18 protein-coding genes are annotated in these 24,701 nt (G+C 71.8%); 8 read left to right on the forward strand and 10 right to left on the reverse strand.

Annotation, left to right across the window (positions count from 1 at the left end; all coding sequences use genetic code 11):
* Positions 1–28 precede the first annotated feature (28 nt).
* Positions 29–1,063, forward strand: coding sequence for a serine/threonine protein kinase (locus tag AACL56_RS00450; protein WP_339087881.1), 1,035 nt, complete (start codon positions 29–31; stop codon positions 1,061–1,063).
* Here AACL56_RS00450 and AACL56_RS00455 read toward each other — a convergent pair.
* Positions 1,060–2,040: a LysR family transcriptional regulator gene (locus tag AACL56_RS00455; protein ID WP_339087882.1), complete on the reverse strand. Its 981-nt coding sequence runs from the start codon at positions 2,038–2,040 to the stop codon at positions 1,060–1,062. The two genes, AACL56_RS00450 and AACL56_RS00455, sit on opposite strands and share 4 nt — an antisense overlap.
* Positions 2,041–2,139: 99 nt before the next feature.
* On the opposite strand from AACL56_RS00455, the gene AACL56_RS00460 reads away from it, so the two are divergent.
* The 3 genes from AACL56_RS00460 (at position 2,140) to AACL56_RS00470 (ending at position 6,117) form a co-directional block, all read left to right on the forward strand.
* The gene (locus AACL56_RS00460) at positions 2,140–3,855 is read left to right on the forward strand and encodes an acyl-CoA dehydrogenase family protein (RefSeq protein ID WP_339087883.1); all 1,716 of its coding nucleotides are present in this window, start codon (positions 2,140–2,142) and stop codon (positions 3,853–3,855) included.
* A 40-nt stretch (positions 3,856–3,895) separates the two neighbouring features.
* Complete coding sequence (locus AACL56_RS00465; protein ID WP_339087884.1) at positions 3,896–4,876, forward strand: Bug family tripartite tricarboxylate transporter substrate binding protein; 981 nt, start codon at positions 3,896–3,898, stop codon at positions 4,874–4,876.
* Positions 4,877–4,977: 101 nt separating this feature from the next.
* Entirely contained in the window at positions 4,978–6,117 is a 1,140-nt protein-coding gene (locus tag AACL56_RS00470; RefSeq protein WP_339087885.1) for a CaiB/BaiF CoA transferase family protein, read from the forward strand.
* Here the strand turns inward: AACL56_RS00470 and AACL56_RS00475 are convergent.
* Positions 6,103–7,440: a UDP-glucose dehydrogenase family protein gene (locus AACL56_RS00475; protein WP_339087886.1), complete on the reverse strand. Its 1,338-nt coding sequence runs from the start codon at positions 7,438–7,440 to the stop codon at positions 6,103–6,105. The two genes, AACL56_RS00470 and AACL56_RS00475, sit on opposite strands and share 15 nt — an antisense overlap.
* A gap of 96 nt (positions 7,441–7,536) precedes the next feature.
* On the opposite strand from AACL56_RS00475, the gene AACL56_RS00480 reads away from it, so the two are divergent.
* Genes AACL56_RS00480 through AACL56_RS00495 form a run of 4 tightly spaced genes read left to right on the forward strand, consistent with a single transcriptional unit; the run spans position 7,537 to position 11,504 of the window.
* Positions 7,537–8,562, forward strand: coding sequence for a glycosyltransferase (locus AACL56_RS00480; protein ID WP_339087887.1), 1,026 nt, complete (start codon positions 7,537–7,539; stop codon positions 8,560–8,562).
* Between the two features lie 49 nt (positions 8,563–8,611).
* Entirely contained in the window at positions 8,612–9,619 is a 1,008-nt protein-coding gene (locus AACL56_RS00485; protein WP_339087888.1) for a hypothetical protein, read from the forward strand.
* Positions 9,609–10,379, forward strand: coding sequence for a hypothetical protein (locus tag AACL56_RS00490; RefSeq protein ID WP_339087889.1), 771 nt, complete (start codon positions 9,609–9,611; stop codon positions 10,377–10,379). The genes AACL56_RS00485 and AACL56_RS00490 overlap by 11 nt, the downstream gene beginning before the upstream one ends.
* Positions 10,380–10,382: 3 nt before the next feature.
* Positions 10,383–11,504, forward strand: coding sequence for a hypothetical protein (locus AACL56_RS00495; protein ID WP_339087890.1), 1,122 nt, complete (start codon positions 10,383–10,385; stop codon positions 11,502–11,504).
* Positions 11,505–11,526: 22 nt separating this feature from the next.
* On the opposite strand, the gene AACL56_RS00500 is transcribed toward AACL56_RS00495, so the two are convergent.
* From AACL56_RS00500 to AACL56_RS00535, 8 genes are all read right to left on the reverse strand, one after another.
* Entirely contained in the window at positions 11,527–12,513 is a 987-nt protein-coding gene (locus AACL56_RS00500; RefSeq protein WP_339087891.1) for a Bug family tripartite tricarboxylate transporter substrate binding protein, read from the reverse strand.
* A gap of 70 nt (positions 12,514–12,583) precedes the next feature.
* Positions 12,584–13,795, reverse strand: a complete 1,212-nt coding sequence (locus AACL56_RS00505; protein ID WP_339087892.1) for a VWA domain-containing protein — start codon at positions 13,793–13,795, stop codon at positions 12,584–12,586.
* A gap of 256 nt (positions 13,796–14,051) precedes the next feature.
* Positions 14,052–16,424: a DUF5682 family protein gene (locus tag AACL56_RS00510; RefSeq protein WP_339087893.1), complete on the reverse strand. Its 2,373-nt coding sequence runs from the start codon at positions 16,422–16,424 to the stop codon at positions 14,052–14,054.
* Between the two features lie 41 nt (positions 16,425–16,465).
* A complete protein-coding gene (locus AACL56_RS00515; protein WP_339087894.1) occupies positions 16,466–18,808 on the reverse strand; it encodes a hypothetical protein in 2,343 nt (780 codons plus the stop codon).
* Between the two features lie 37 nt (positions 18,809–18,845).
* The gene (locus AACL56_RS00520) at positions 18,846–20,705 is read right to left on the reverse strand and encodes an ATP-binding protein (protein WP_339087895.1); all 1,860 of its coding nucleotides are present in this window, start codon (positions 20,703–20,705) and stop codon (positions 18,846–18,848) included.
* 14 nt (positions 20,706–20,719) lie between these two features.
* Complete coding sequence (locus AACL56_RS00525) at positions 20,720–21,799, reverse strand: ATP-binding protein (RefSeq protein ID WP_339087896.1); 1,080 nt, start codon at positions 21,797–21,799, stop codon at positions 20,720–20,722.
* Positions 21,796–23,331 (reverse strand): DUF5691 domain-containing protein, encoded by a 1,536-nt coding sequence (locus AACL56_RS00530; RefSeq protein ID WP_339087897.1) that lies wholly within the window; start codon positions 23,329–23,331, stop codon positions 21,796–21,798. Before AACL56_RS00530 ends, AACL56_RS00525 begins: the two co-directional genes overlap by 4 nt.
* Positions 23,328–24,695 carry an SWIM zinc finger family protein gene (locus AACL56_RS00535; protein ID WP_339087898.1) on the reverse strand — a complete coding sequence of 456 codons (1,368 nt, stop codon included), beginning with the start codon at positions 24,693–24,695 and terminating at the stop codon, positions 23,328–23,330. Before AACL56_RS00535 ends, AACL56_RS00530 begins: the two co-directional genes overlap by 4 nt.
* Positions 24,696–24,701 lie beyond the last annotated feature (6 nt).

Raw genomic sequence — 24,701 nt, forward strand, 5'->3', positions numbered from 1 at the left:
GCAGGCGCCGAGTGGCGACAATCGCCACATGACCCTTTCTTCCGCGGCGCCCGCGAACACACATCCCTACGAGAGCCTCACGCCCGACGTGGTGCTCGACGCGCTCGCGACGCTCGGCCTGCACGGCGACGGCCGTCTCACCGGCCTCAACTCCTACGAGAACCGGGTCTACCAGGTCTACCTGGAAGACCGCTCGGCGGTGGTGGTCAAGTTCTACCGCCCGGGCCGCTGGAGCGAGGCCGAGATCCTCGAGGAGCACGCCTTCTCGCTCGAACTGGCCGCCGGCGAGGTGCCGGCCGTTCCGCCGCTGGCCTTCGACGGCAAGACCCTGCACCACCACGCCGGCTTCGCGTTCAGCGTGAGCCCCTACCGTGGCGGCCGCGCGCCCGAGCTCGACGACTTCGAAGTGCTCGAGTGGGTGGGCCGCTTCCTCGCGCGCATCCACACCGTGGGCAGCGCGAAGCCCTTTCAGGCCCGACCCGCGCTCGACCTGCAGACCTTCGGCCTCGACTCGCGCGACTGGCTGCTCGAGAACGACAAGATCCCGATGGACGTGCAGCGCGACTGGGAAACCGCCTGCAATGCGGCGCTCGACATGGTGCGCCAGACCGCGCTGGCCCTGCAGCCGCCGGCCTCCGACTTCCAGCCGCGCAAGCTGCGCCTGCACGGCGACGTGCACCCCGGCAACATCCTGTGGACGCCCACCGACCGCCCCGGCGGCGGTCCGCACTTCGTCGATCTGGACGACGCGCGCACCGGCTTCGCGGTGCAGGACCTGTGGATGCTGCTGTCGGGCGACCGCGCGCAGCGCACCGCGCAGCTGTCGGGCCTGCTCGACGGCTACGAGCAGTTCCGCGAGTTCGACCGCCGCGAGCTGGCGCTGATCGAGCCGCTGCGCACGTTGCGTCTCATCCACTACAGCGCGTGGCTCGCGCGGCGCTGGGAAGACCCGATCTTCCCGATCAACTTTCCGTGGTTCGGCTCCAGCGACTACTGGAAGGGGCAGATTCTGGTGCTGGAAGACCAGTGCGAGCAGATGGCGGAAGAGCCCCTCTACGCCTAGGAATGCCGGCCCCCCGGCTTTTCACTCCGCTTCGCTGCGTGTAATTCGCCACCCTCCGATTGGGAGGCCCGGCCGCCTTGGGGCGGTCCGGCGGCGGCCGGCTGCGCGCTGGCCACCCCCTGCAGCAGCCGCTCGACCAGCACGTTCTGCGGCCCCGAGCGCCAGATCCCGTAGGCCTCCGACTGCGCCACGGCGCGGTCGAGCGGCCTGAACACCGCGCCGCGCAACGCCGAATGCCGCATGGCCTGCGGCACCAGCGCCACGCCCAGGCCCTGCGACACCAGCGACACCACCGCGAGCCAGTGGCGCACCTCGTGCCGCACCTCGGGCAGGAAGCCGGCGTCCGCGCAGATCGACAGGATGCGCTCGTGGTAGTCGGGCGAGGCCTCGCGCGAGAACAGCACGAAAGGCTGGTCGCGCAGGTCGGCCGGCGCCAGCACCCGCCTGCGCGCCATCGGGTGCCCTGCCGGCAGGCAGGCCACGAAGGGTTCCGACAGCAGCAGCCGGTGCTGCAACTCCAGCGGCACGCGGCGCGTGTGGGCAAAGCCGAGGTCGAGCCGGTCGTTCAGCAGTTCGGTGATCTGCACGCCGGAGTTGAGTTCGCTCAGCGTGATGCGCACCGCCGGATGCTTCGCCTGGAACGTGCGCAGCGCCTGCGGCAGGCCGCGGTACAGCATGGCACCGACGAAGCCGATGCGCAGCCGGCCGGCCGAACCCAGTGCCACGTCGCGCGCCTCCAGTGCCGCTTCCTCGGCCTGCAGCAGCACGCGGCGCGCCGACAGGCGCAGCGCCTCGCCGGCGGGCGTGAGGCGCACTTCCTTGCTGTTGCGCTCGAACAGCCGCGCACCCACCGTGTCTTCGAGCTGCCGGATCGCCACCGACAACGGCGGCTGCGAGATCGACAGGCGCCGCGCCGCGCGGCCGAAGTGCAACTCTTCGGCAAGCACGGAAAAGTAGCGCAGGTGCCGCAGTTCCATGGATATTCAGATCGAATCGAACAAGACCAAATCGATATTAGACACGGATCGTCGTGGCTTCAACAATGCGCCAAACCAGACACCCAGGAGACAAAGCGCATGTCCGAACACGCACCTGAGCACGCCCATCCGATCCCCGATCGCCATGGCCAGAACCTGTTCAGCACCGACACCGAACTGCATGCCCTGCTGGCGCTCTACCTGCCCGACGACTTGCGCGCACACATGCAGCCGCACTTCGAGCGCCTGGGCGGCCTCGCGGGCGGCCTGCTCGACGAGCTGGCCGGCACCGCCGACCGCAACCCGCCCACGCTGGAGCAGCGCACGCGCACCGGGCTGGACGAGCAGAAGGTCGTCAAGCACCCCGCCTACATCGAGATGGAACGCCTCGCGCTCAGCGAGTTCGGCCTGGCCGCCGTCTCCCACCGCGACGACACGCTGGGCTGGCACGGCAAGATGCCGCCGCTTGTGAAATACGTGCTGACCTACCTGTTCGTGCAGGCCGAGTTCGGCCTGTGCTGCCCGGTGTCGATGACCGATTCGCTCACGCGCACGCTGAAGAAGTTCGGCACGCCCGAGCTGGTCGCCAGGTACCTGCCGCGCCTGACATCGCTCGACTTCGACGAACTCGCGCAGGGCGCGATGTTCATGACCGAGCAGGCCGCCGGCTCCGACATCGCCGCCACCGCCACGCTGGCGCACCAGGAAGCCGACGGCAGTTGGCGCCTCACGGGCGACAAATGGTTCTGCTCGAACCCCGACGCCGACTTCGCGATGGTGCTCGCACGCGCCGACGAGGCATCCGGCGGCGTTGCGGGCATGAAGGGCGTGTCGCTGTTTCTGCTGCCGCGCCGGCTCGACGACGGCAGCCTCAACCGCTACCGCATCATCCGCCTGAAGCACAAGCTGGGCACGCGCTCGATGGCCAGCGGCGAGATCCGCCTCGAAGGCGCGCGCGCGTACCTGGTCGGCGAGGCCGGCCGCGGCTTCGTGCAGATGGTCGACATGGTCAACAACTCGCGCCTGTCGAACGGCGTGCGTGCCGCCGGCCTGATGCGCCGGGCAGTGGCCGAGGCCGAATTCATCGCCTCGGAGCGCCGCGCCTTCGGCCGCACCCTCGCGCAGATGCCGCTGATGCAGCGCCAGCTCGACAAGCTGCGCCTGCCGGCCGAACAGGCCCGCACCATGGTGTGCCAGACCGCGCTGGCGCTCGCGCGTTCCGACGCGGGCGAGCCCGACGCCTATGCGCTGCTGCGCATCCTCACGCCGCTCATCAAGTTCCGCGCCTGCCGCGATGCACGCAAGGTCACGGGCGATGCGATGGAAGTGCGCGGCGGCTGCGGCTACATCGAGGAGTGGAGCGACGCGCGGCTCGTGCGCGACGCGCACCTGGGCTCGATCTGGGAAGGCACCAGCAACATCGTGGCGCTGGACGTGATCCGCGCGGTCAAGCGCGAAGGCTCGCTGCCCGTGCTGCGCGCGCACTGCGAGAAACTGCTGGCCGACGCCACGCTCGCACCCGGCTTTGCCAAGGCGCTGCGCGACGCGCTCGCCCGCGCCGCGGCGCTGACCGAGACCGCCGCGCACGAGGGCGGCGACGTGCTCGCACGGCAGGCCGCCTCGGCGCTCTATCACTGCACCAGCGCCATCGCGATGGCGTGGGAGGCCTCGCACACCGGCTCCGCCGCGCGCCTGCACTGGGCGCAACTGGTGCTGCTGCACCGCGTGCTGCCGCGCGACCCGCTGTCGCCCGACGCCATGCCCGCGGACTGGAACACGGCCGCCAGCGAACGCAGCGCGACGGCACTTGCCTGAGCCTTGCGCAACCACCGACACCAAGAACCGGAGACAACCCTTGAAACGCTCGACCTTCCTGCTGGCCGCCTGCGCCGCCTCACTGCTCACCGCATTGCCGGCCGCGCACGCGGCCGATGCCTTCCCTTCCAGGCCGCTGACGCTGGTGATCCCCTTCCCGCCCGGCGGCCCCACCGACGCGATGGCGCGCACGCTGGCCGCCGAGATGAAGGACCGCCTCGGCCAGCCCATGATCGTGGAGAACCGCGCGGGCGCGGGCGGCAACATCGGCGCCGAGTACGTGGCGCGCGCCGAGGCCGACGGCCACACGCTGATGTTCGGCACCTCCGGTCCGCTGGCCATCAACAAGAGCCTGTACCGCAAGATCAGCTACGACCCGGTGAAGAGCTTCGCGCCCGTCATCCAGGTCGGCTACCTGCCCAACATCCTGGTGGTGAACCCGGCCCTGCCGGTGAAGAACGTGCCCGAACTGGTGGCCTATGCCAGGGCCAATCCGGGCAAGCTCAGCTATGCCTCGTCGGGCAACGGCGCGTCGTCGCACCTCGCCGGGGTGCTCTTCAACTCGGTGGCCGGCACCGACCTCCAGCACATTCCGTACAAGGGCACCGGCCCGGCGCTCAACGACCTGCTGGGCAACCAGGTGAGCATGACCTTCACCGACATCCTCACCGCGCTGCCTTATGTGAAGGCCGGCAAGCTGCGCGCGCTGGGCGTGGCCACGGTGGCGCGCTCGCAGGCCCTGCCCGACGTGCCGACCATTTCCGAGCAGGGCTACAAAGGCTACGACGTGAGCGTGTTCTTCGGCATCGTCGCGCCGGCCGGCACGCCGGCGGACCGCATCGCCAAGCTCAACCACGCGTTCGCCGAAGTGCTCCACTCGCCGAAGGTGAAGCAGATGTTCGCGTCGCAGGGTCTCGAGACGCCGGCGGACACGTCGCCGCAGAAGCTCGGGCAGTTCATCGCGACCGAGTCGGTGAAGTGGAAGGACGTGGTGCAGAAGTCCGGGGCGCAGCTCGACTGACCGGAGTTCGCCGCTTCAGTGCGCGATCGGACGCAGGCCGGCCCCGGACGCGCGCATGCCGAACGAACGATCCCACAGAACATGGAACACGGAACACCGACATGACCCCACCCCAAGGCGCGCTTGCAGGCATCAAGGTCCTGGACATCTCCCGCATCCTCGGCGGACCCTATTGCGGCCAGATCCTCGGCGACCACGGTGCCGACGTGCTCAAGGTCGAGCCCCCGCAGGGCGACGACACGCGCACCTGGGGCCCGCCGTTCAGGGAAGGCGTGGCCTCGTACTACCACGGCCTCAACCGCAACAAGCGCGTGCAGCACCTCGACTTCGCCACCGAGGAAGGCCGCGAGGCGCTGCTCGCCCTGGTGGCGCAGGCCGACGTGCTCATCGAGAACTTCAAGACCGGCACCATGGAGCGCTGGGGCATCGGCTACGAGACGCTGTCGCAGCGCTTCCCGCGCCTGGTGTGGTGCCGCGTGTCGGGCTTCGGCGCGGATGGCCCGCTGGGCGCGCTGCCCGGCTACGACGCCGCGGTGCAGGCCATGACCGGCATCATGAGCATCAACGGCGAAGCCGACGGCGGGCCCCTGCGCGTGGGCCTGCCGGTGGTCGACATGGTGACCGGGCTGAACGCCGTCATCGGCGTGCTGCTCGCGCTGCAGGAACGCCACCGCAGCGGGCGCGGCCAGTTCGTTGAAGCGGCGCTGTACGACAGCGGCCTGTCGCTGCTGCATCCGCATGCGGCCAACTGGTTCATGGACGGCACCGAGCCGCGCCGCACCGGCAACGCGCATCCCAACATCTACCCGTACGACGCACTGGCCACCGGCACCGACCCGGTATTCGTGGCGGTGGGTAACGACCGCCAGTTCGCCCGCCTGTGCCGCTGCATCGGCCTGCCCGAGCTGTCGGACGATCCGCTCTACCGCACGGCCGGCGCGCGCTCCGTGCATCGCGACGGGCTCAAGCAGCGGCTCGAGGCCGCCATGGCGATGTTCGACGGCCGCGAGCTGGTCGAGCAGCTCATGGCCGCCGGCGTGCCCGCCGCGCCGGTGCTGCCGGTCGACGCCGCGCTGCAGCATCCGCACACGCTGCACCGCGAGATGGTGGTCGAGATGCCCGGCGGCTACCGCGGCATCGGCGCGCCCGTCAAGCTCAGCCGCACGCCAGCCAGCTACCGGCACGCGCCGCTGACGCCGGGCGATGCCTTCCTGCCCGGCGACGGCTCAGCGCAGCACTGAACGCCCGCGGCCGATGCCGTAGTACGCGATGCCGGCGGCCTCGGCCTGGGCGGCGTCGTAGAGATTTCGCCCGTCGAAGATCGCGGGCGCCCGCAGCACCTGCGCGATGCGCGCGAAATCGGGCCGGCGGAACTCGGGCCATTCGGTGACCAGCGCCAGCGCATCGGCGCCCTGCAGCGCCTCGTCGGCGCTGCCGCACCAGCGCAGGCCGTCGCGCTCGCCGACCACGTCGCGCGCGGCCGGCATGGCCACCGGGTCGTACACCTGCACGCGCGCACCCGCGGCGTGCAGGCGTTCCAGCAGCACGAGGCTCGGCGCGTCGCGCATGTCGTCGGTGTCGGGCTTGAAGGCCAGGCCCCATACCGCGATGGCCTTGCCCGCGATGCGGCCCTCGAAATGGTGCGTCACCAGGTCGAAGAGCCGGCCCTTCTGCTCGTGGTTGGTGGCCTCCACCGCCGACAGGATGCGCAAGGGCTGGCCGTCGCGCGCCGCCATGCGCCTGAGCGCGCGCACATCCTTCGAAAGGCAGGAGCCGCCATAGCCCGCGCCCGCCTGCAGGAAGTCGGGGCCGATGCGCCGGTCCGCGCCGATCGCGCGCCGCACCATCTCGATGTCGGCGCCCGTCTGCCCCGCCACGCGCGCCATCTCGTTCATGAAGCTGATGCGGGTGGCCAGCATCGCGTTGGCGGCGTACTTGGCAAGCTCGGCGGAGCGGCGGCCCATCACCAGCCACTGCGACGGCCGCTCGATGAAGGGTTCGTAGAGACGGGCCAGAAGTTCGACGGCCCACGGGTTCTCCGAGCCGATCACGATGCGGTCGGGCCGCCGGCAGTCGCGCACCGCCGAGCCCTCGCGCAGGAACTCGGGATTGGCCGCCACCGCGATGCGCAGCCCTGCGCCGCGTTGCGACAGCTCGCCGTTCAGCACCATCTCGACCTGGTCGGCCGTGCCGACCGGCGCTGTCGACTTGCACACCACCACCGCCTCGCGGTCGCGGTGCCGGCCGATGCCGGCAGCGACCGCCATCACATGGCGCAGGTCGACCCGGCCCTCGGCGTCGGCCGGCGTGTTGACCACGATGAAGAGCACGTCGCCGTGCAGGCAGGCCTCGCATTCGTCGGCGGTGAAGCGCAAGGTGCCCGCGGCCAGCCCGGCGGCGACCAGCGCTTCGAGATCCGGTTCGTGCAACGGCATCAGGCCGCGCTGCAGGCCCTCGACGCGAGCCAGGTCGGCGTCGGCGCAAAGCACCTCGTGGCCGGCCTCGGCCAGGCAGGCGGCGAAGCTCAGGCCCACATAGCCGGCGCCGAACAGGCTGACCTTCATGGGCGCGCCCCTCTCCCCGGGCACTGGTGGCGCGGGCGGTTGTGCGATAAAAGCAGGATGGATTCTTTCAAAACCGTGACCGGACAGGAAAATTCGATGATGCCCGATGAAGTTGCAGCGCATTGCGCGCTGGTCCTGGAGACCAACAACCTCCGAGGCGGCGCCGATGCCGAGGCCAGGGCGGGCACCAGCCTGCAGCGCCTCGTTGCATTGCTGGCCAGGCAACAGCTGCCGCTCACGGCGCTGGCGCAGGTGGTCGTCACGCACGACGGGCTGAGCCCCGCCACCTGCGAGGCAGTGGCCCGTGCGGCGGGCCGTGCGATCGACTTCGTGCGCATCGAGCGCAGCACCGGCTACTACGACGCCAAGAACGCCGGCTTCGAAGCGACCGATGCGCAGCGCTGCGCGTACGTGGTGTTCGCCGACGCCGACTGCCTGCCCGACGACGACTGGCTGCTGCAGATGCTGCTTCCGTTCGCGCAGGCCGACGCACCCGCCGTGGTGGCGGGGCGCACCAGCTACGCGGCCAACGTCGTGGGCACCGCGCTGACCACCATCGACTTCATGTACTTCCCCAATGCCGACCACGCCGGGGCCACCAGCAACTTCTACGCGAACAACGTGGCCTTCCGCCGCGAGGTGTTCGCGCAGCACAGCTACCAGGCGCTCGACGGCGTGTACCGCGCGCACTGCCAGGTGCTGGGCATGCGATTGAGAGCAGCCGGCGTGCCGATCCGCTACGTGGCGCAGGCCCACACAGAACACCGCCTGCCCGACACGCGCGCCGAGGCGCTCAAACTGCGCTGGATGCGCGGGCAGGACACCTACTCGCTCACGCCGCACCTGCTGCGCAGCTATGTCTCGCCGCGCTGGCAATGGCTCGCCCGGAGCGGGCCGATCGGGCCGCTGGCCGTGCTGTTCACGCGCCTGGGTTTCAGCATGAAGGCGCTCAACCGCCAGGACCTGCCGCCGCTGCGCGGCCTGCGCTGGCTGGCCGGCGTGGCGCTGATCCTGGGGTTCTCGGCCATCGACATGCTGGGTGCGTTCGCACGCGGCATCGGCTGGCACACCACCGGCCGCACCCACGCGGACGCCCAGGCGCTCTCGTACCACAAGCCCTGAGCGCTCCTGCGCTTCACCCCTCCCGCCAGAACAACAACAAGACATCAGCATGTCCATCCGCTCGTCCCTCATCGCCCGCCATCTCGTGGCGGGCCTCGTGCTTGCAGGCACCGCCTCGCTGGCCAGCGCCGCCGACTTCGCAGGCCGCGGCGTCTTCAACTTCAGGTCCGACGCGGGCTGCCCGTTCGCCGCGCTCGCGGGCAGCGGCAACGACTGCAACCGCCTCGCGCTCGACGACCCCGAGACCCGCGCTGCGCTCGACGCCGCGGCGCACACCATCCGCTTCACCAACACGCGCAGCTACGCCGGGAAGACCATCGTCGGCGACGTGCTGCTGCAGGGCTCCGGCCAGTCGCGCGACGGCCAGCGCGTGCCGCTGACCTTCCATGCGCTGCTGAGCCGCTCGGGCAGCGACTGGTCGGTGAGCAGCCACGCGCACTCGCCGGTGGGCGGCGAGTTCAGCGACATCCGCATCGACCCATACCAGGTCGTGGTGAACGAGGCGAACAGCGCCGAGCGCGTGGTGCTCTCGGCCGACCAGGTCGTCGAGGCGCTCGCCAAGCCCTCGCTGACCGCGCGGCTGGCCAACGTGCTGGTGCAGGTCGACGACAACCGCACCGACGGCGCGAAGGACGCCGACATCACGATCGGCCTGGGCCTGAGCAAGGCCTCGAAGTCGGTGGCGCGCGCGCGCTTCCGTGCGCCGGGCGCCAAGGGCCAAGAGCTGGCCGCGGCCATGCAGCAGGGCAACTGGACGCTGGAGCTGCAGGCGCTGAGCGGCCAGATCCCGCGCCAGGTGGTGCAACGCGACCTGTTCCTCTACGGACTCGAATCGCAGTCGCTGCTGCAGCCGCTGCTGCAGCGCGGCTTCCGCAAGAACGAGAAGCTGGTGCTCGGTGCCGCCAACGGCAAGGGCTACGTGCGCTACGACGGCCAGCAGCGCGAGTTCGCAGGCGCCGACGCCGCGGCGCGGGCGTTCCTGCAGGACAGCTTCATCGGGCTGGTGCTGGGCTGGCAACAGCAGCAGCCCGCGAAGGCCAGGGCCGATGGCCGCTGAGGAATCCACCGTCAGCGGTTTCGACTGCCTCGCGCCGCCCTTGCTGCGCGGCTGGCCCGCGCTGCAGGCGCGCCTGGTGCACCACGTCAAGCGCGCCGCGCTGCGCCAGCTGCATGCGAGCAATGCGGGCGAGATGCTGCTGCTGCGCTTCTACATGGTGGGCGAAGAGTCTTCCGAGCAGGCGCTGCAGCGCGAACTGCGCATCGACCCGCCCGGCTGGCTGGCACGCCAGCTCGACCAGCACCTGGCCGACGAGCAACTGCATGCGCGCCTGTTCGCGCAGGCCATCGTCGAGCGCGGCGGCCACGCACAGGCCGCGGCGTCGCCCGAAGAGGCGCCGCGCCCCGACTGGCTGAGCCGCCGCAAGCTCGCGCGCTGGCAGGCGATCATCCGCCGCCACGCGCCGCACTTCGCGCACGGCGGGCTGGTGCCGGCCTATGCCATCGGCCTGTCGGCCGAGCAGATGGCCTCGCGCATCCTGCAGCGCCACTGCGCGCTGATCGGTGCGCAGCATGCGTTGCATCCGCTGCTCGCGCGCGTGCTGGCCGACGAAGACCGCCACATCCGCCTGTGCACGCACACGCTGCAGCGTTGCGTGGCGCCGCACGAACAGGCGCGGCTCGCACGGCTGATGCGCGAGGTGCGAGACACCGAACGCGGTTTCGGCATCACCGGCGCACTGGGCATGTGGCTGGCCGGCGCGATGCTGCGGCTGCGCCCAGGCGCGGCGCGGCCGGTGCAGCGCCGGCACCAAGCCTGAGCGATGCCGCCGCGCATCCTCTACCTCGCGACCGCGGACGCGCGCGGCCACCTGATGCGCGCGCAGTTGCTCACGCATGCGCTGCGCGCGGCCGGCGCGCAGGTGCGGGTGCTCACCACGTCCGACGAAGGCGCGCGCTTCCTCGCAGGCTTCGGCATCGACGCACCGGTGCTCTCGCGCCATTACGCGGTGCAGTTCGATGCGCAGCAGAACATGCTGCGCCGCGAGACCGACCGCAACGTGGCGCACTACATGTTCCGCCCCGAGCGCATGCTGCGCGACGTGTGGCGCCTGCGCGCGCATTTCCGCGACGCCGACCTGGTGGTGAACGACTCGTTCCACCCCGCGCTGCTGCTCATGGGCTGGCTGCCGTCCTGGCGGCGCAAGGTGGTGCACGTGTACGGCGCGAGCCTGCGCCGCGCGCTCGAGACCAACTTCAAGGGCCGCATGCCCGCCGCCGTCGCCAGGCTCTTCGGCGGCGTCGTGGCCTGGCAGATCGACCGCAGCCGCGCGCGCATCGAGCACGACTTCGCCTATGGCGAGCCGCAGCACGACGGCCATGGCCGCCACCGGCTGGCCACGCCCGTGGCGGTGGTGGACGCCATCGACCGGAGCGACGCGGAGCGGCCGGTGGCGGCGGTGTACCTGAATCCGCACTTCGAAGACCCCGCGCTGGCCGACGGCCTCGAGCAGGGCCTGGCCGATGCGGGCGCGCCCGCACACCTCGTGGGAGAAGGCTATGCGCGGCGCGCGCACTGGCACGCACGCGACGAGCACTGGATCGAGGCAGCCGCGCACAGCGCGTTCATCGTGTCCGCGCCCGGCATGGCGGCGCTGTCGATCGCGGCGGTCTACCGCAAGCCGATCCTGCTGCTGCTGACCGACCAGCCCGAGCAGGCGATCAACGCGGGACGCGCGGCGCAACTCGGCCTGGCGCACCGCGTGGTGGTGTGGCGCGGCGATGCCGCGAAGTTCGCGCGCGCCGTGGCCGCGGCGGCCGGCGAACTGCAGGCGCTGCCGCAGAACGCAGCGAACGCCGCCGATGGCCGCCGGGGCGCTGTCGAACGGTTGCAGCATTGGGTCGGCCTGCTGTCGAGCCTCGCGGCGCGAACCGGCGGCAACTGATCGATCGAAGCAGCTGGCCGGATCAATCCAGCGTCAGGTTGAGGTCGCGGATCAGCGGATGCCAGCGCGCCGACTCGCCCTGCAGCAGCGCCGCGAACTGCGCAGGCGCGTCGCCCACGGGCTCCACGCCGAACTCGGCCAGCTTGCGCTGCACGGCCGGCGCGTGGATGGCACTGGCCACCGACTGCTGCAGCCGCATCACCACCTCGCCCGGCGTGCCGGCCGGCACCACCAGCCCCATCAGCGCCGCAGCCTCCACGCGCGGCATGCCGAGCTCGGCGAAGGTCGGCACGTTCGGCAGCTCCGGCAGGCGCCGCGGATGCGCCACGGCCAGCGCGCGCAGCTTGCCGCTCTGGATGAAGCGGCGTGACGCGGCCAGGTCGCACATCAGCACCGGCAGCTGGCCGCCGGCAACGTCGGCCAGCGCAGGCGCGGCGCCGCGGTACGGGACGTGCACCATCTCGAGCCCGGCCTCGCGCTCGAGCAGCTCCATGGCCAGGTGCTGCGGGCTGCCGGTGCCGGCCGAGGCGAAGCTGACCTTGCCCGGAAAGGCGCGTGCGTCCTCGATGAAGGCGCGTGCGTCCTTCACGCCGCTGGACGGCCCCACCAGCAGCACCATCGGCAGCCGGCCCAGCAGCGTGACGGGCGCGAAATCGCGCGAGGGGTTGTAGCTGAGGTTCCGGTACAGCGCAGGGTTGAACACCAGCGTGCCGTTGTCGGCCGACAGCAGCGTGTAGCCGTCGGCCGGTGCGCGCGCGGCCTCGATGGCGCCCAGCGCGGTGTTGCCGCCCGCGCGGTTGTCGATGGTCACGGGCTGGCCGGCATCGAGCGCGAGCTGGGTGCCGATGGTGCGCGCGACGATGTCGGTGCCGGCCCCGGCGGGGTACGGAACGATCCAGCGGATCGGCTTGGCGGGGTAGCCCAGCTGCGACCTGGCGGCACGGGGCAGCGACAGGGCGGCCAGTGCGGCCATGGCAAGCAGTTGCAGCAGCAGCGGTCGGCGGGTCATGGGAGGCGGTCTCCGGGGGAGCTTCCAGCCGACATGTTAGGCCGGGTTCGGGCCGGGTCGCCCGTTCGCCTCAGGCCGCCCTGCTGGTCTTGAGGCCTTGGCCGGCCGCCCAGCCCGCCACGTCCTCGCGCTTGATGGCGGCGGCCATGAGGCCCGGGAAAGCGTCGGGCGTGCAGGCGAAAGACGGCACGCCGAGCGCGGCCAGCTTGGCGGCCAGGTCGCGGTCGTAGGCCGGCGCTCCCTCGTCGCTCAGCGCCAGCAGCGCGATGAACTGCACGCCCGCCTCCACCAGCTCGTGGGCGCGGCGCAGCAGGCCGCTTTCCACGCCGCCTTCGTAGAGGTCGGAGATCAATATCAGGATGGTGTTGCGCGGCTCGCGCACCAGGGTCTGGCAGTACCCCACGGCACCGTTGATGTCGGTGCCGCCGCCCAGCTGCACGCCGAACAGCAGGTCGACCGGGTCCTGCAGCTGCTCGGTCATGTCGACCACCGCGGTGTCGAACACCACGAGCTTGGTGGCGACCGCCGGCAGGCTGGCCATGACCGCGCCGAAGATGCTCGAGTACACGACCGAGGCCGCCATCGAGCCGCTCTGGTCGATGCACAGGATGACCTCGCGCTGCGGCTGGCGGGCCTTGCGGCCGTAGCCCACCAGCGACTGCGGCACCACGGTGCGGTACTCGGGCTGCCAGTGGCGCAGGTTGGCGCGGATGGTGCGGTTCCAGTCGATCTCCGAATGCCGCGGCCGGCGGTTGCGCTGGCTGCGGTTGAGCGCACCGCTGACGGCGCTGCGCATCGGCTCCTCGAGCTTCTTCATGAGCTCGTCGACCACCCTGCGCACCACGGCGCGCGCGGTGTCTCTGGTGCCCGCCGGGATCACGCTCGACAAGGCCACCAGGTTGGCCACCAGGTGCACGTCGGGCTGCGCGCTTTCGAGCATCTCGGGCTGCAGCAGCATCTGGCGCAGGTTGAGCCGCTCCATCGCGTCGCGCTGCATGACCTGCACCACCTGGCTCGGAAAGTACTTGCGGATGTCGCCGAGCCAGCGCGCCACGCTGGGCGCCGAATCGCCGCGGCCGCCGCGCTGGCCGCCCTTGCCCAGGCCGCGCCGGCTGTCGGCCTCGTAGAGTGCGGCCAGCGCCATGTCGATCTCGCGCACGCGGCCCTCGACGGCGCCGCAGCTGGGCGTGGCCTCGCTGCCGAGCACGAGGCGCCAGCGCTGCAGGCGGTCGGTGGGCGGCGGTGCGCCTTCGTCGTCGATGGCGTTCGGATCGGCGCTCATCGGAAGACCTCCGCGCTTCGCGCTGCGGTGCGAGCTTGCTTGGGGCGGCCCGGCGCGGCGCTCATCGGAAGACCTCCGCGCTTCGCACTGCGGTGCGAACTTGCTTGGGGCGGCCCGGCGCGGCGCTCATTGGAAAACCTCCGCGCTTCGCGCTGCGGTGCGAGCTTGCTTGGGGCGGCCCGGCGCGGCGCTCATTGGAAGACCTCCGCGCTTCGCGCTGCGGTGCGAGCTTGCTTGGGGCGGCCCGGCGCGGCGCTCATGCCTTCACCCCCAGCAGTTCCCGCAACAGCGGCAGCGCGAGCACCGCGCGCGATTCGTCCCAGTCGGCCGCGGCGGTGGCCACCGCGCCCGTGCCCTTCACCGCACCGCGCCTGGCGCGCTCGCCCAGCGCGCGCCGGTCGGCGCCCGAGAAGTCCGCGAAGCTGCGGCGCACCAGGGGCAGCACCTGCAGGAAATGCGCTTCACCCAGCGCCGACAGCCAGCCGTCGACCAGCGGCCACACGGCCTCGTCGTGCAGCAGCACCATCGCGTTGCGGTTCAGGAAGCCCTCGAGCCACGCGGCGGCCTCGGTCGGCGGCGCCCCGCTCGAGAGGTTGCGCGCGAGCTGCTGCGACGCCCCTTCGCTGTCGACCTGCGCATCGTCGAGCAGCAGCCGGCAGGCCACGTCGCGCAGCAGCGGCGCGGCGCTTTCACCGAAGGCGATGCCGTGCAGCGCGCTTCGCCACGCGGCGGTGGTTTCCTCGCCGTCGCGCAGGCGCACCGCGTCGTGCGCGGCGATGAGCCGTGTGCGCAGCGACTCGGCCGCCTCGGCGTCGAGCGCGCCGCAGGCCATCGGCAGGCCGATGGCGCCGCGCACGATGAGGCTGTCGAGCACGTGCGAGAGCAGCGCGCTGTCGGTCTGGCGCACGCTGCCGTAGCGGAACACGTTGGCCAGCGGCGGCACCGCGCCGATGAGCTGCACCGCGTCGCCGGTGAGCGCGGCGCGGTCCTCGAGTGCGCGGGTCACCGCCTGCACGGCGACGGGCAGGTCCGCCAGCAGCACGGTGTCGACCTGTTCCGCCAGCACGGTGAGCGAGGTTTCGGCGGCCAGCTTTTCCATCACGCGCGAGGTGGCGGCATGCGCCACGGTCGCGCCGAATCGGCTGGCCTCGATGATGCGCAGCGCGAACTCGGGCTGCCACTGCAGTTGCCACACCTCGTGGAAGGTGCCGCGGCCCGAGCGCTGCCCCGCGGCGCGCGCGCCCCACGGCAGGTCGAGCAGGCGCAGGCGGTGCAGCAGGTGGCTGCGCGCCAGGTCGTTGGACTGGCGCAGGTCGAGGTCGAGCGTGCGCGCGGTGGCCTCGGGCTTCAGGCGCAGGCTCTTCTGCATCTGCTCGATGTCGCGCTGCAGCGGCACGGTCGGCACCTCGGCCGGCACCTGGCCCATGCGGTCGCTGACCGTGAGGCGTTCGCGGATCAGCGCGAGCGGCGCCTGCTCACCCATGCAGATCACGCTGCGCACGGCCTCGTCGAGCTCGGGCAGGCCGGGCGCGGGGCGCTCGCGCAGCGCGGCCAGCGTGTCGGCCAGGCGCGTGGCCTCGATCAGGTGGGCGGAAGAGCAGTCGAGGTCGTGCGCGCGCAGCAGCCCGGCTACACGTGCGAGCCAGCCCGTCGTGCGGCCGGCTGCATGCGCCCCCTGCTGCCACAGGTGCTCGTACCAGCCGGGCGAGTCGATGCCGGCACCGTAGCCGCTGGCGCTCGTGAGATGCCGGTAGGTCCATGGCACCCAGGTGGCGAGCACCTTCAGCTTCGGCAGGCCCTTGAGCAAGGCGGCGTCGGCCTTCGCGGTGGTTGCGCCTTGCAGCGCGGGCACATGCCAAGCGCCGCAGACCACGGCGATGCGCTGGTGGCCGGCCTTGACCGCCTCGCGGATGGCCTGGCGCATGAAGGCTTCGCGCAGCTGCTCGCGCCGTGCCGCACGCGCACCCCGGCGGTCTTCCGGCGTCTCCGCGCGGACCGCCGTCATGGCTTCCGCGATGGCACCGAACAGGTCCTCGCCATCGCCGCGCTCCTCGACCATGTGGTTCCACCAGCTCTCGCCGTCGGCATGGCCGGCGGCATGGGCGAGCCAGTCGAAGGGATCGTCGGGCATGGACGCGGCTGCTTCGGCGAGGCCGGCCGCCTCGGCCGCGGGTGCCTCGCTGGTCGCGTCGTCGCCGAGCGGTGCGCCGGCTTCGGGCCCGGCTTCGGCGGCACCTCCTGCTTCGCCTGCTCCGGCTTCGGCCTTCGCTGCCTCGGCTTCATCGGCCGCCCTCGCCGCCTGCTCGATCGCCATCCGGTGCGCCTGCGGCAGGTCGATGAAACGCGTCGGCAGCCCGCGCTTCACGCCCCACTGCAGCGCCTGCCACTCGGGCGAGAACTCGGCGAACGGGTAGAAGGCCGCGAGCCCCGTGTCCTCGCCCGCGTGGATCAGCATCGCGACCGGCGGCCGCAGGTCGGCATGCGCCATGAAGGACAGCAGGCCCTCGCCCTCGGGCGGCCCTTCGACCAGGATGCAGTCGGGCTGCAGGGACTCGAAGGCGCGCAGCAGGCTGCGCGCGCAGCCGGGCCCGTGGTGGCGGATGCCGAAGTAGTGCAGCGGAGAGCCCATGGTTCCTTCAGTGCGTCAAGTGAAGAAAAGAAAGCCGCGCCTCAGAGGCCGTAGCGCGCTTCCATCGCCTCGTGCCATTCGGTGGGCTCGCCGGCGGCGCGGGCCAGTTCGGTCCAGCACAGCTGCAGGCCCTTGCACAGCGCGGCCACGCGCGCGGCGATGACGTGCGGCGGCACGTCGGACGGCGCGGTGACGGCGAGGTAGAGGCCGGGCAGGCCGTCCTCGATGTCGTCATCGTCATCGTCGCCTTCCTCCCCGTCATCGCCGATGTCCTCGCCGCTCGCGTCGGGGTCGGTCACGCGGTAGTGGTCGTTGCTGTACTGCCAGGTGCTCCAGCCCTCCTCGTCGAGCGCGTCGCGCAGCGCGCTCACGCGGTCCTCGCCGGGATGCACGCCGTCGATCATGTAGCTCGGGCCATGGCCGCCCTTGTGCAGCACGTGCACGGGCTCGGTGAACACGCGCGTGTAGCTGCGCAGTTCTTCCTCGTCCTCGGGCGGCTGCTCGGCCAGCTTGGGCTCGAACACCACCCAGTCGCCCAGGCGCTGCGCCAGGCCGCGCGGCGAAGGCTGCACGATGCGCGCGGTGGCCGGGCCGGTGCGGCGCGCGAGCACGTCGCGCTCGCGCCCGTTCTCGTCGTGGCGCAGGTAGACCAGGCCCCAGTCTTCCTCGATGACGTCGTCCTCGGGCTGGCCGGCTTCGAGCTCCATCTCGAGCGCGCGGGCCTGTGCGCGCACCTCGGCCCACTGCTGCGCCGCGGTGGCGGCGATCAGCAGCTCCCAGCGCTGGTTGGGGCCGGGCGCCTCCTCGGCCTCGAGCACCATGCGGCGCTGCGCCACGGCGGTGCCGAAGTCCTTCAGCTGCATGGCGGCATCGGCCCACAGGCGGCGCGTGGGAACGGCCTCGGGGTCGTGCTGCAGCACCTGCTCGACCAGCGGGCCGACCTGCGCATAGCGCGCCTCCTTGAACGCGACGCGTGCGCGGTACCAGGCAGCCATGGACGGCTGCGCGGCATCGATGCGGCGCGCCTGCTCCTCGATGGCGGCCAGGTCGCCGGCGTTGAAGCACAGGCCGAACCAGTGGTTCTGCAGCGCCACCGATTGCGGTGCCGCCAGCACCATGGCCTGCAGACGTGTGCGCGCGAGTTCATGGCAGCCGTAGTTCGACAGCGCCGAGGCCAGCATCATCGCCAGGCCTTCGTCGTGCGGCAGCGCCAGGTGCGCCTGCTCGAGCCACTGGATCACGGTCTCGTTCGACAGCCCCTCGGCTTCGGGCGAACGCAGCCAGCCGGGCAGTTCCTCGGGGCTGCGCGGTGCGTCCGGCACCGCGGCGGCGGCGAGCGCCTGCGCGGCCTTCTGCACGCTGGCGCCGGCACCGAAGTCCTCGCGCAGCAGCGGCACGTGATGGCGCGCGCGGGCCACGGCCTGGGCGGCCAGCCACGGCACCTGCCGCGCCAGCGCCAGTTCGGCCTGCGCGTTGGCGAGGTCGATCAGCAGGCGGTGGCTGCCGACCGTGTGCAGGTGCTCGATGGTGGTCCAGATCGCGTGGCCGAGCGCGGGCGTGTTGAGCTCCGGCAACGCACGCGCGGCCACGATGGCGGCACGGCACCACGACACGTGGTCGGCCACTTCGAGATCCTCGAAGGCCGGCAGCATGTCCCACCCGGCCTGCGGCTCGCCGGCCATGGCGAGCGCGCGGCAGCGCTGCAGCAGGCGCGCCGACTGCTCGCGGCGGTCGTCCTCGTCGGCATCGTCCTCGGAGTCGTCGAGCAGCTGCAGCGCCGTTCGCGCATCGCCCGCGGCCAGCCATTGCTCGACCTCGGTGGTGACGAACAGCGTGGTCACCTCCTCGCCGGCGCGGCGCTGCTGCTCGCGCTGGTTCTTCAGGTACAGCACCGCCTCGCGCGGCTGGCCCTGGTCGCCCATGGCGTTCGCGCGCTCGATGCTCAGGCAGCCGAAGCAGCCCCAGCTCGGGTCGATGCGCGCCAGCGTCTCGTCGCAGGCGTCCAGGCGCTCCTGCGCCCAGCCGGGGCCGTCGACGTTGGCATAGGTGGCCACCAGGTCCTGGGTGACGCACACGCTCTGCGGGCAGCCCTGGGTCTTCTCCTGGTGCGCGCCCTCGTAGGCGCTGACCACCTCGCCGAGCTGCACTTCGCCGTGGTGGCGCGCCACGCGCGAGGCGCACAGCCAGTGCTTGAAGTACACGTCGAGCCATGGGATGTCCAGGCTGCGCGCGGTGGCGAGCGCCTCGGGCACCAGCGCCTCGACCAGCGCGTGGTTGCCCTGGAACTGCTGGTGCGGCACGTCGTGGATCAGGTAGGCGAGGCGCTGCTGGCCTTCTTCCTCCAGGCGGTCCGACAGGTCGTTGACCCAGGCAAAGCTGTCCATGTGGGTGATCCTCCTTTGTGATGTGTCTGTATTCGCGTCAAGGCTTCGCGGTCGGCGCGCAGAGCGCGGCCACGGCCTGGCTGTAGTCGTCCAGCAGCTCGACCAGCGGCGGCTGCCCCTTCAGCTCCTCGCCGCCCGGCGCCATGATGGCCTTGAAGCTGCGCAGCAGCGCGACCGCGTGCGCGGGCACGGCGCGGCCTTCGCGGTGGCTCTGCAGCAACGCCTGGATGGCGGGGTTGTCGAGGTTCACGTAGAGCCGCGCCGACACGCTCGCGTCGATGCGCTGCGTGAACGCGCGCGCCAGGCTCAGCGCGGCGCCGGCCATGCGCTTCTTCGCGTCGTCCGCATCGAGCCGGGCCTTCAGCTGCGCCTCGCGGTCGGGCACGGCGATCAGCGGCAGCTCGGGCGACAGGAAGCGCGCGGGCACCACCAGCTCGCCCCACGCGAGATGCTCGCGCAGCCATTCCAGTTCGGACGCCGGCAGGTCGTCGGCGCGGAACATGCGGGCGTTGCCGGCGGCGGTGCCGATCTCGATGAGCTGCACGCCGCGGTCGCGCACGTACTGGCGCAGGAAGCCCGCCACGGCATAGCGGTCGCCGCGCGCCACGGGCACCTGCAGGGCGCGGAACAGCACGTCCTCGAAGCCGCCGCTCTGGCCCAGGCTCAGGTGGATGCGGCCTTCGCGCACCAGGCTGCGCACCGGCAGGTCGCCCTGGCTGGTGGGCAGGCGCACGGCATCGGCCAGCATGGTGAAAAGCTCTTCTTCGCACAGCGCGGCACCCAGCAGCGCCTCGTTGTGGCGCGTGAGCAGGCGGCTCCATGCGGGCGCCTGCGAGCGCGACAACTCGGCCAGGCCGCGGATGAGCGCATCCTGGATGTGCGCGCGCGTGGCCTGGTAGGCGCCGTCGCGCTGCAGGTCCTCGCGGCTCGCGGTGGGCGTGAGGGCGTTCGACTCGATCACGCCACCGATGAAGCCGGCCCACACCGGCAGCAGGTCGCGCGCCTCGTCGTCGAGCAGCATGCCGCGCACGTACACGCTCAGGTGGCGGTTGTCGCTGGTGCCGTAGGTGGCGCCGTCCTGCACCCACAGCAGGCCGCGCGCATCGCTGTCGCCCTCGGGCTCGACCGGGATGACGCAGATGGGCTCGAAATGCCGCTCCATGCGCGCGGCGAAGGCCATGCGCTGGCGCTGCAGCACCGCCGGATGCACCACCACGCCGTCGGCAGTGGCGCGCCACGGCGGCGGCTCGGCGTTGACGCATTCGTCGTCGAACCACAGCGGCTCGCGCAGCAGCGCGCAGTAGCGGCCGAGCACCTTCTTCAGCACGCCGGCCGAGCACAGGTGGTTGAAGTCGCTGCGCATGGCCAGGTGGATCTCGGTGCCCACCGGCCGCGCGTCGATCGCCTGCACCACGTAGCGCCGCCCGTCCGACGAACGGTAGCGCCAGCCTTCCTCCGGCGACTGGTACGAGGTGCTGTTCACCAGCACCTGCTCGGCCACCACGAAGGCCGAGAGAAAGCCCAGGCCGAACAGGCCGATCAGTTCGTCGCTGCCTTCCTTCTCCGACGCGCGCAGCTGGCGCGTGTAGCCGTTGCCCAGCGTGGCCAGGTAGCGGTGCAGCTCGGGCTCGGTGAGGCCCGAGCCGTTGTCGCGGATGACGAGCGTCTGCGCGGCCTCGTCGGCCAGCACGTCGATGCGGCCGGGCTCGGTGAACGTCGGGTCTTCGAGGCGGCGCCGCGAGATGGAGTCGTGCGCGTTCTGGATCAGCTCGCGCACCGCCACCACGGGCGTGGAGTACAGGTGCTTGGCGAGAACGTCGAAGAGGCCGTCGAGGTGGACCTGGGTGGTCTGCAGTGCGGGGGTGGACGATGCGGGAATGGGAGAAATGTCGGACATGCGGTGCGGCGGCCTCACAGTTGTTCGCGGCAGGCGCAATAAAGGTCCTTCCAGTCGGTGCGTTCCTTGACCACCGTCTCGAGGTACTCCTTCCACACCACCTGGTCCTGCACCGGGTCCTTGATGACCGCGCCGATCAGCCCCGACGCAACGTCCACCGAGCGCAGCACGCCGTCGCCGAAATGGCCGGCCAGCGCCATGCCGCTGTTGATGACCGAGATGGCCTCGGCGGTCGAGAGCGTCGAGCTCGGCGACTTGATGCGCGTCTTGCCGTCCTCGGTCTGGCCGTTGCGCAGCTCGCGGAAGATCTGCACCACGCGCCGCACTTCCTGCAGCGCGGGCGGCTCGGCCGGCAGCGCGAGGGCGCGGCCCAGTTCGGACACGCGCTTGACCACGATCTGCACTTCCTCCGCCTCGCTCGCGGGCACCGGCAGCACCACCGTGTTGAAGCGGCGCTTGAGCGCGCTCGACAGTTCGTTCACGCCCTTGTCGCGGTTGTTCGCGGTGGCGATCACCGAGAAGCCGCGCACCGCCTGCACCTCGGTGCCGAGCTCGGGAATGGGCAAGGTCTTTTCGGAGAGCACGGTGATCAGCGTGTCCTGCACGTCGGCGGGGATGCGTGTGAGCTCCTCGACGCGCGCGATCTTGCCCAGCCGCATGGCGTTCACCAGCGGGCTCGGCACCAGCGCCTTCTCGGACGGGCCGTGGGCCAGCAGCTCGGCGTAGTTCCAGCCGTAGCGCAATTGCTCCTCGCTGGTGCCGGCGGTGCCCTGGATCAGCATGGTCGAGTCGCCGCTGACGGCGGCCGACAGGTGCTCCGACACCCACGACTTGGCCGTGCCCGGCACGCCGTACAGCAGCAGCGCGCGGTCGGTGGCGAGCGTGGACACGGCGATTTCCATCAGCCGCGGATTGCCGATGTACTTGGGGCTGACCTCGAAGCCGCTGGCCAGCTTGCCGCCCATCAGGTAGGTGAGCACGGCCCAGGGCGAGAGCTTCCAGCTGGCCGGGCGCTGGCGGTCGTCGACTTTCTGGAGCGCATCGAGTTCTTCGGCGAATTGCTGTTCGGCATGCTGGCGCAGGACATTGCTCATGGACGGCCTTGGGATGGAGAGGAAGATGAAAGCGTGTGGAACAGCTGGCGCGCGCGCACGATGCGCGCGGTGTCGGCCAGCGCGTTGGCGGTGCCCGGGGTTTCGTCGGCCGCGCGCGGCAGGTCCGCCAGCGTGTGCAGCGCCGAGGGATGCAGCAGCGCCGCGGCGCTGGTGAGCACCTGCCGCAGCACGTAGTCGTTGACGAGCGCGCCGGCCTCCACGCGCGTGCGCAATGCGGCGGCGAGCCGGGTGGAGAGTTCGGGCGACGGCGTCTCGCCGGGTGCGCAGGCCTGGTCGGCAAAGCCCACCACCTCGTGCAGGCCGCTGCCGTCCTCGCCGAGTTCGGCGAGCCAGTGGCGCTCGCGCCGGCCGCGCGGCAGCAGCGCGAGCAGCTGGCCGGTCCAGGCGCGCTGCGTGCGCGGCCGATCGAGCATGGCGTCGCACCAGTCGAAGTCGGGCGCGGCGGCGACGGCGTCGTTCCAGCCGCGCAGCAGCGCGTCGTTCCAGTCGCCCTGCGCGGCCCAATCGAGCAGCGCAGCGGGTGTCATGCCGGTGCGCGCGGTCCACCACGCGAGCGGCAACTGGCGCACCAGCTGGTAGAGCCACCAGGCTCGCTCACCGAGGTTGTCGTGCGTGGGGCGAACGGGGTCGATGGCGTCGTCCTTCCAGCGCGCGTCGGCGGCCTCGGGCGCGTCGATGCGCCACAGGGCACCCGCCTGCGTCAACAGTGGCGACAGGAAGGCCGCGACACGCTGCACATGCGCGCTGCCCGGCAGGCGCTGCAGCAGTTCGGCCGCGGCCTGGCGCACGTCGCGCGCGCGGTCGTCGAGCTGCGCATCGATGAGCGCCTCGTCGTCGAGGCCGAGGTTGACGGCCAACGCAGCGAGCAGCGTGGCGCGGTCTTTCGCGGGCAACTGCTGCAGCTCGGCCACGAGCCGCGCACGGGCGCCCGCCGGGTCGGTGCGGCGCTGCTCGGCCAGCACCGCGCGGCGTTGTTCGAGGCTGCCTTCGTCCCATCGCGTCTGCGCGTCGGCCTGCTCGCTGGCACCGGCGGCATAGCGCCAGTCGTCATTGCGCGCGGCCAGCCAGAGGCCGCGCTCGCCCAGTGCGGGAACGACGGCAGCGCGCAGTTCGATGCTGCGGCGGCCGGCGTCGAGCGCGGTGGGCAGCAGCCCGTGCGGCAAGCGCAGGCCCGCGGTTGCCACCGCAGCAAGGGCTTCGTGCTGCAGGCGCAGCGGACCGTTGACGAGCGCATCGGCGATAGCGGCCTGCAGCAGCGGCTCTTTCAGTTCGGAGCGCTCGTCGGCGCCGGCGACGGGCGCATCGGATGGCGACAGGCCCGGCGCGATGAAGCCCGCTCGACGTCCCACGGCCAGGACGCCCGCGGCGCGCAGCAGATGGCCCTGCGCCTCGCCGGCCTGCAGGGCGTGCAGCAGCACCGCGAACTCGCCCGGCATGCCCTCGGCCGCGGGCACCGGTTGGCGCGACGTGCCGACCAACGCGGCCTGCAGCAGCTGGTTCCAGTGGCTCATGCGCGCGCTCCGGCCAGGGTCCAGACCGGCGCGGCCCCCGATGCCGCATCCGTCGACCACGCGGTCAGCGGCACAAAGTGCTCGCCGTCCCATTCGCCGAACACCCGCAGCGGCGCGCCACCGGAATGCGCCATCAGTTGCCACGCTTCCTGCGCGGCGAGCTGCATCGGCAAGGCCTGCGGCGCGGCCTCGAGGCGCAGCCACCAGCGGTCGCCGTCGCGGCTGGGCACGGCGCCGTCCCACACCATCGGCAGCAGCGGCTGCCACGGATTGGCGGCGATCTGCCGCGCCGCGCGTTGCCATTCGCCAGGGGTGTCCATGGCAGGTGCGGCGGATGCGGGCGCCGCCGCCGCACTCGATGCATCGGCCGGCAGCTCGGCCACCAGCGCGCGTTGCGACGCATGGCCCGGATAGAAGCACAGCACCGCCGGGCGTTCGCTGCCGCTGATCCACCCGGTCTCGAACCCGCGGCCGCCGTGCGCGTAGTCGAGCAGCAAGGCGCGGCGTCCGCTCGCGCGGCCCTGCAGCCACACATGGCGCTCGACCAGCCTGCCGTCGCGCTCGTCGGTGCACTGGCCCAGCACCAGCCAATGGTCGCCGACGCGTTCGCCTTCGGCGAGCAGGGCCTCGCGGTCCTGCGGCCAGCCGAGCGCGGTGCGCAGGTCGGCCAGCGTGGCGGGCGAAAGCGATTCGCGGCGCGGCACCGCGTCGGCGATCAGCTGCAGCCGGCCGAGCCGGTCGAGCAGCCGCGCCGGCCAGCCCTCGCCCACGCCGATGAGTTCGGCCGCCTGCACGATGCGCTGGCCGAGGCCCGGCGCCTGCGCGTCGACCATGCGCGCGGCCATCGCGCCCCAGGCCTGCTGCTGCTCGCTGCCGAGCGACGCAAGGCCGCGCCGGGTCTGGTCGTCGAGCCAGCGCGCGAGTTCCTGCACGCCGGCCTCGATGCGCTTCCAGCGCTGCGCGTCGCGCTTCGCGGCCGCAGCGGGATCGGGCGCGGCCGGCGGCTCGGCGGCGCGCGCCTCCTTCTTCTCGGCCTTCTCGCGGCGCGAGGCGAGCCACTCCGCCACCCACGGCGGCGGGTCGCCCTTGCTGAAGCTGGCCTCGTTCTGGGCACGCATCAGCATCAGCGCGAGGCCGTGCTTGCAGGGGAACTTCCGGCTCGGGCACGAGCAGCGGAACACCGGACCCGAGAGGTCGACCTGCGTCTGGTAGGGCTTGCTGCCGCTGCCCTGGCATTCGCCCCACACGGCCTCGTCGGAGAACGCGAGCGTGGGCCACTTGGCGGGCGCGACCAGGCCCTTGGCGGCCTTGGCCGACGCATCGTCGGGGGCAAGCGCCAGGACGGCTTCCGTGTTGAGACTCATCGGGAC

This window comes from Variovorax paradoxus (assembly GCF_902712855.1).
Taxonomy (GTDB): Bacteria; Pseudomonadota; Gammaproteobacteria; order Burkholderiales; family Burkholderiaceae_C; genus Variovorax; species Variovorax paradoxus_Q.

What these genes read in the sequence shown, in the direction of transcription:
- AACL56_RS00470 (WP_339087885.1), top strand. Translation starts at nt 4,978, where the DNA reads ATGACCCCACCCCAAGGCGCGCTTGCAGGCATCAAGGTCCTGGACATC.
- AACL56_RS00455 (WP_339087882.1), bottom strand. Translation starts at nt 2,040, where the DNA reads ATGGAACTGCGGCACCTGCGCTACTTTTCCGTGCTTGCCGAAGAGTTG.
- AACL56_RS00460 (WP_339087883.1), top strand. Translation starts at nt 2,140, where the DNA reads ATGTCCGAACACGCACCTGAGCACGCCCATCCGATCCCCGATCGCCAT.
- AACL56_RS00520 (WP_339087895.1), bottom strand. Translation starts at nt 20,705, where the DNA reads ATGTCCGACATTTCTCCCATTCCCGCATCGTCCACCCCCGCACTGCAG.
- AACL56_RS00505 (WP_339087892.1), bottom strand. Translation starts at nt 13,795, where the DNA reads ATGAGCGCCGATCCGAACGCCATCGACGACGAAGGCGCACCGCCGCCC.
- AACL56_RS00535 (WP_339087898.1), bottom strand. Translation starts at nt 24,695, where the DNA reads ATGAGTCTCAACACGGAAGCCGTCCTGGCGCTTGCCCCCGACGATGCG.
- AACL56_RS00495 (WP_339087890.1), top strand. Translation starts at nt 10,383, where the DNA reads ATGCCGCCGCGCATCCTCTACCTCGCGACCGCGGACGCGCGCGGCCAC.
- AACL56_RS00450 (WP_339087881.1), top strand. Translation starts at nt 29, where the DNA reads ATGACCCTTTCTTCCGCGGCGCCCGCGAACACACATCCCTACGAGAGC.
- AACL56_RS00530 (WP_339087897.1), bottom strand. Translation starts at nt 23,331, where the DNA reads ATGAGCCACTGGAACCAGCTGCTGCAGGCCGCGTTGGTCGGCACGTCG.
- AACL56_RS00485 (WP_339087888.1), top strand. Translation starts at nt 8,612, where the DNA reads ATGTCCATCCGCTCGTCCCTCATCGCCCGCCATCTCGTGGCGGGCCTC.
- AACL56_RS00515 (WP_339087894.1), bottom strand. Translation starts at nt 18,808, where the DNA reads ATGGACAGCTTTGCCTGGGTCAACGACCTGTCGGACCGCCTGGAGGAA.
- AACL56_RS00480 (WP_339087887.1), top strand. Translation starts at nt 7,537, where the DNA reads ATGATGCCCGATGAAGTTGCAGCGCATTGCGCGCTGGTCCTGGAGACC.
- AACL56_RS00510 (WP_339087893.1), bottom strand. Translation starts at nt 16,424, where the DNA reads ATGGGCTCTCCGCTGCACTACTTCGGCATCCGCCACCACGGGCCCGGC.
- AACL56_RS00490 (WP_339087889.1), top strand. Translation starts at nt 9,609, where the DNA reads ATGGCCGCTGAGGAATCCACCGTCAGCGGTTTCGACTGCCTCGCGCCG.
- AACL56_RS00475 (WP_339087886.1), bottom strand. Translation starts at nt 7,440, where the DNA reads ATGAAGGTCAGCCTGTTCGGCGCCGGCTATGTGGGCCTGAGCTTCGCC.
- AACL56_RS00525 (WP_339087896.1), bottom strand. Translation starts at nt 21,799, where the DNA reads ATGAGCAATGTCCTGCGCCAGCATGCCGAACAGCAATTCGCCGAAGAA.
- AACL56_RS00500 (WP_339087891.1), bottom strand. Translation starts at nt 12,513, where the DNA reads ATGACCCGCCGACCGCTGCTGCTGCAACTGCTTGCCATGGCCGCACTG.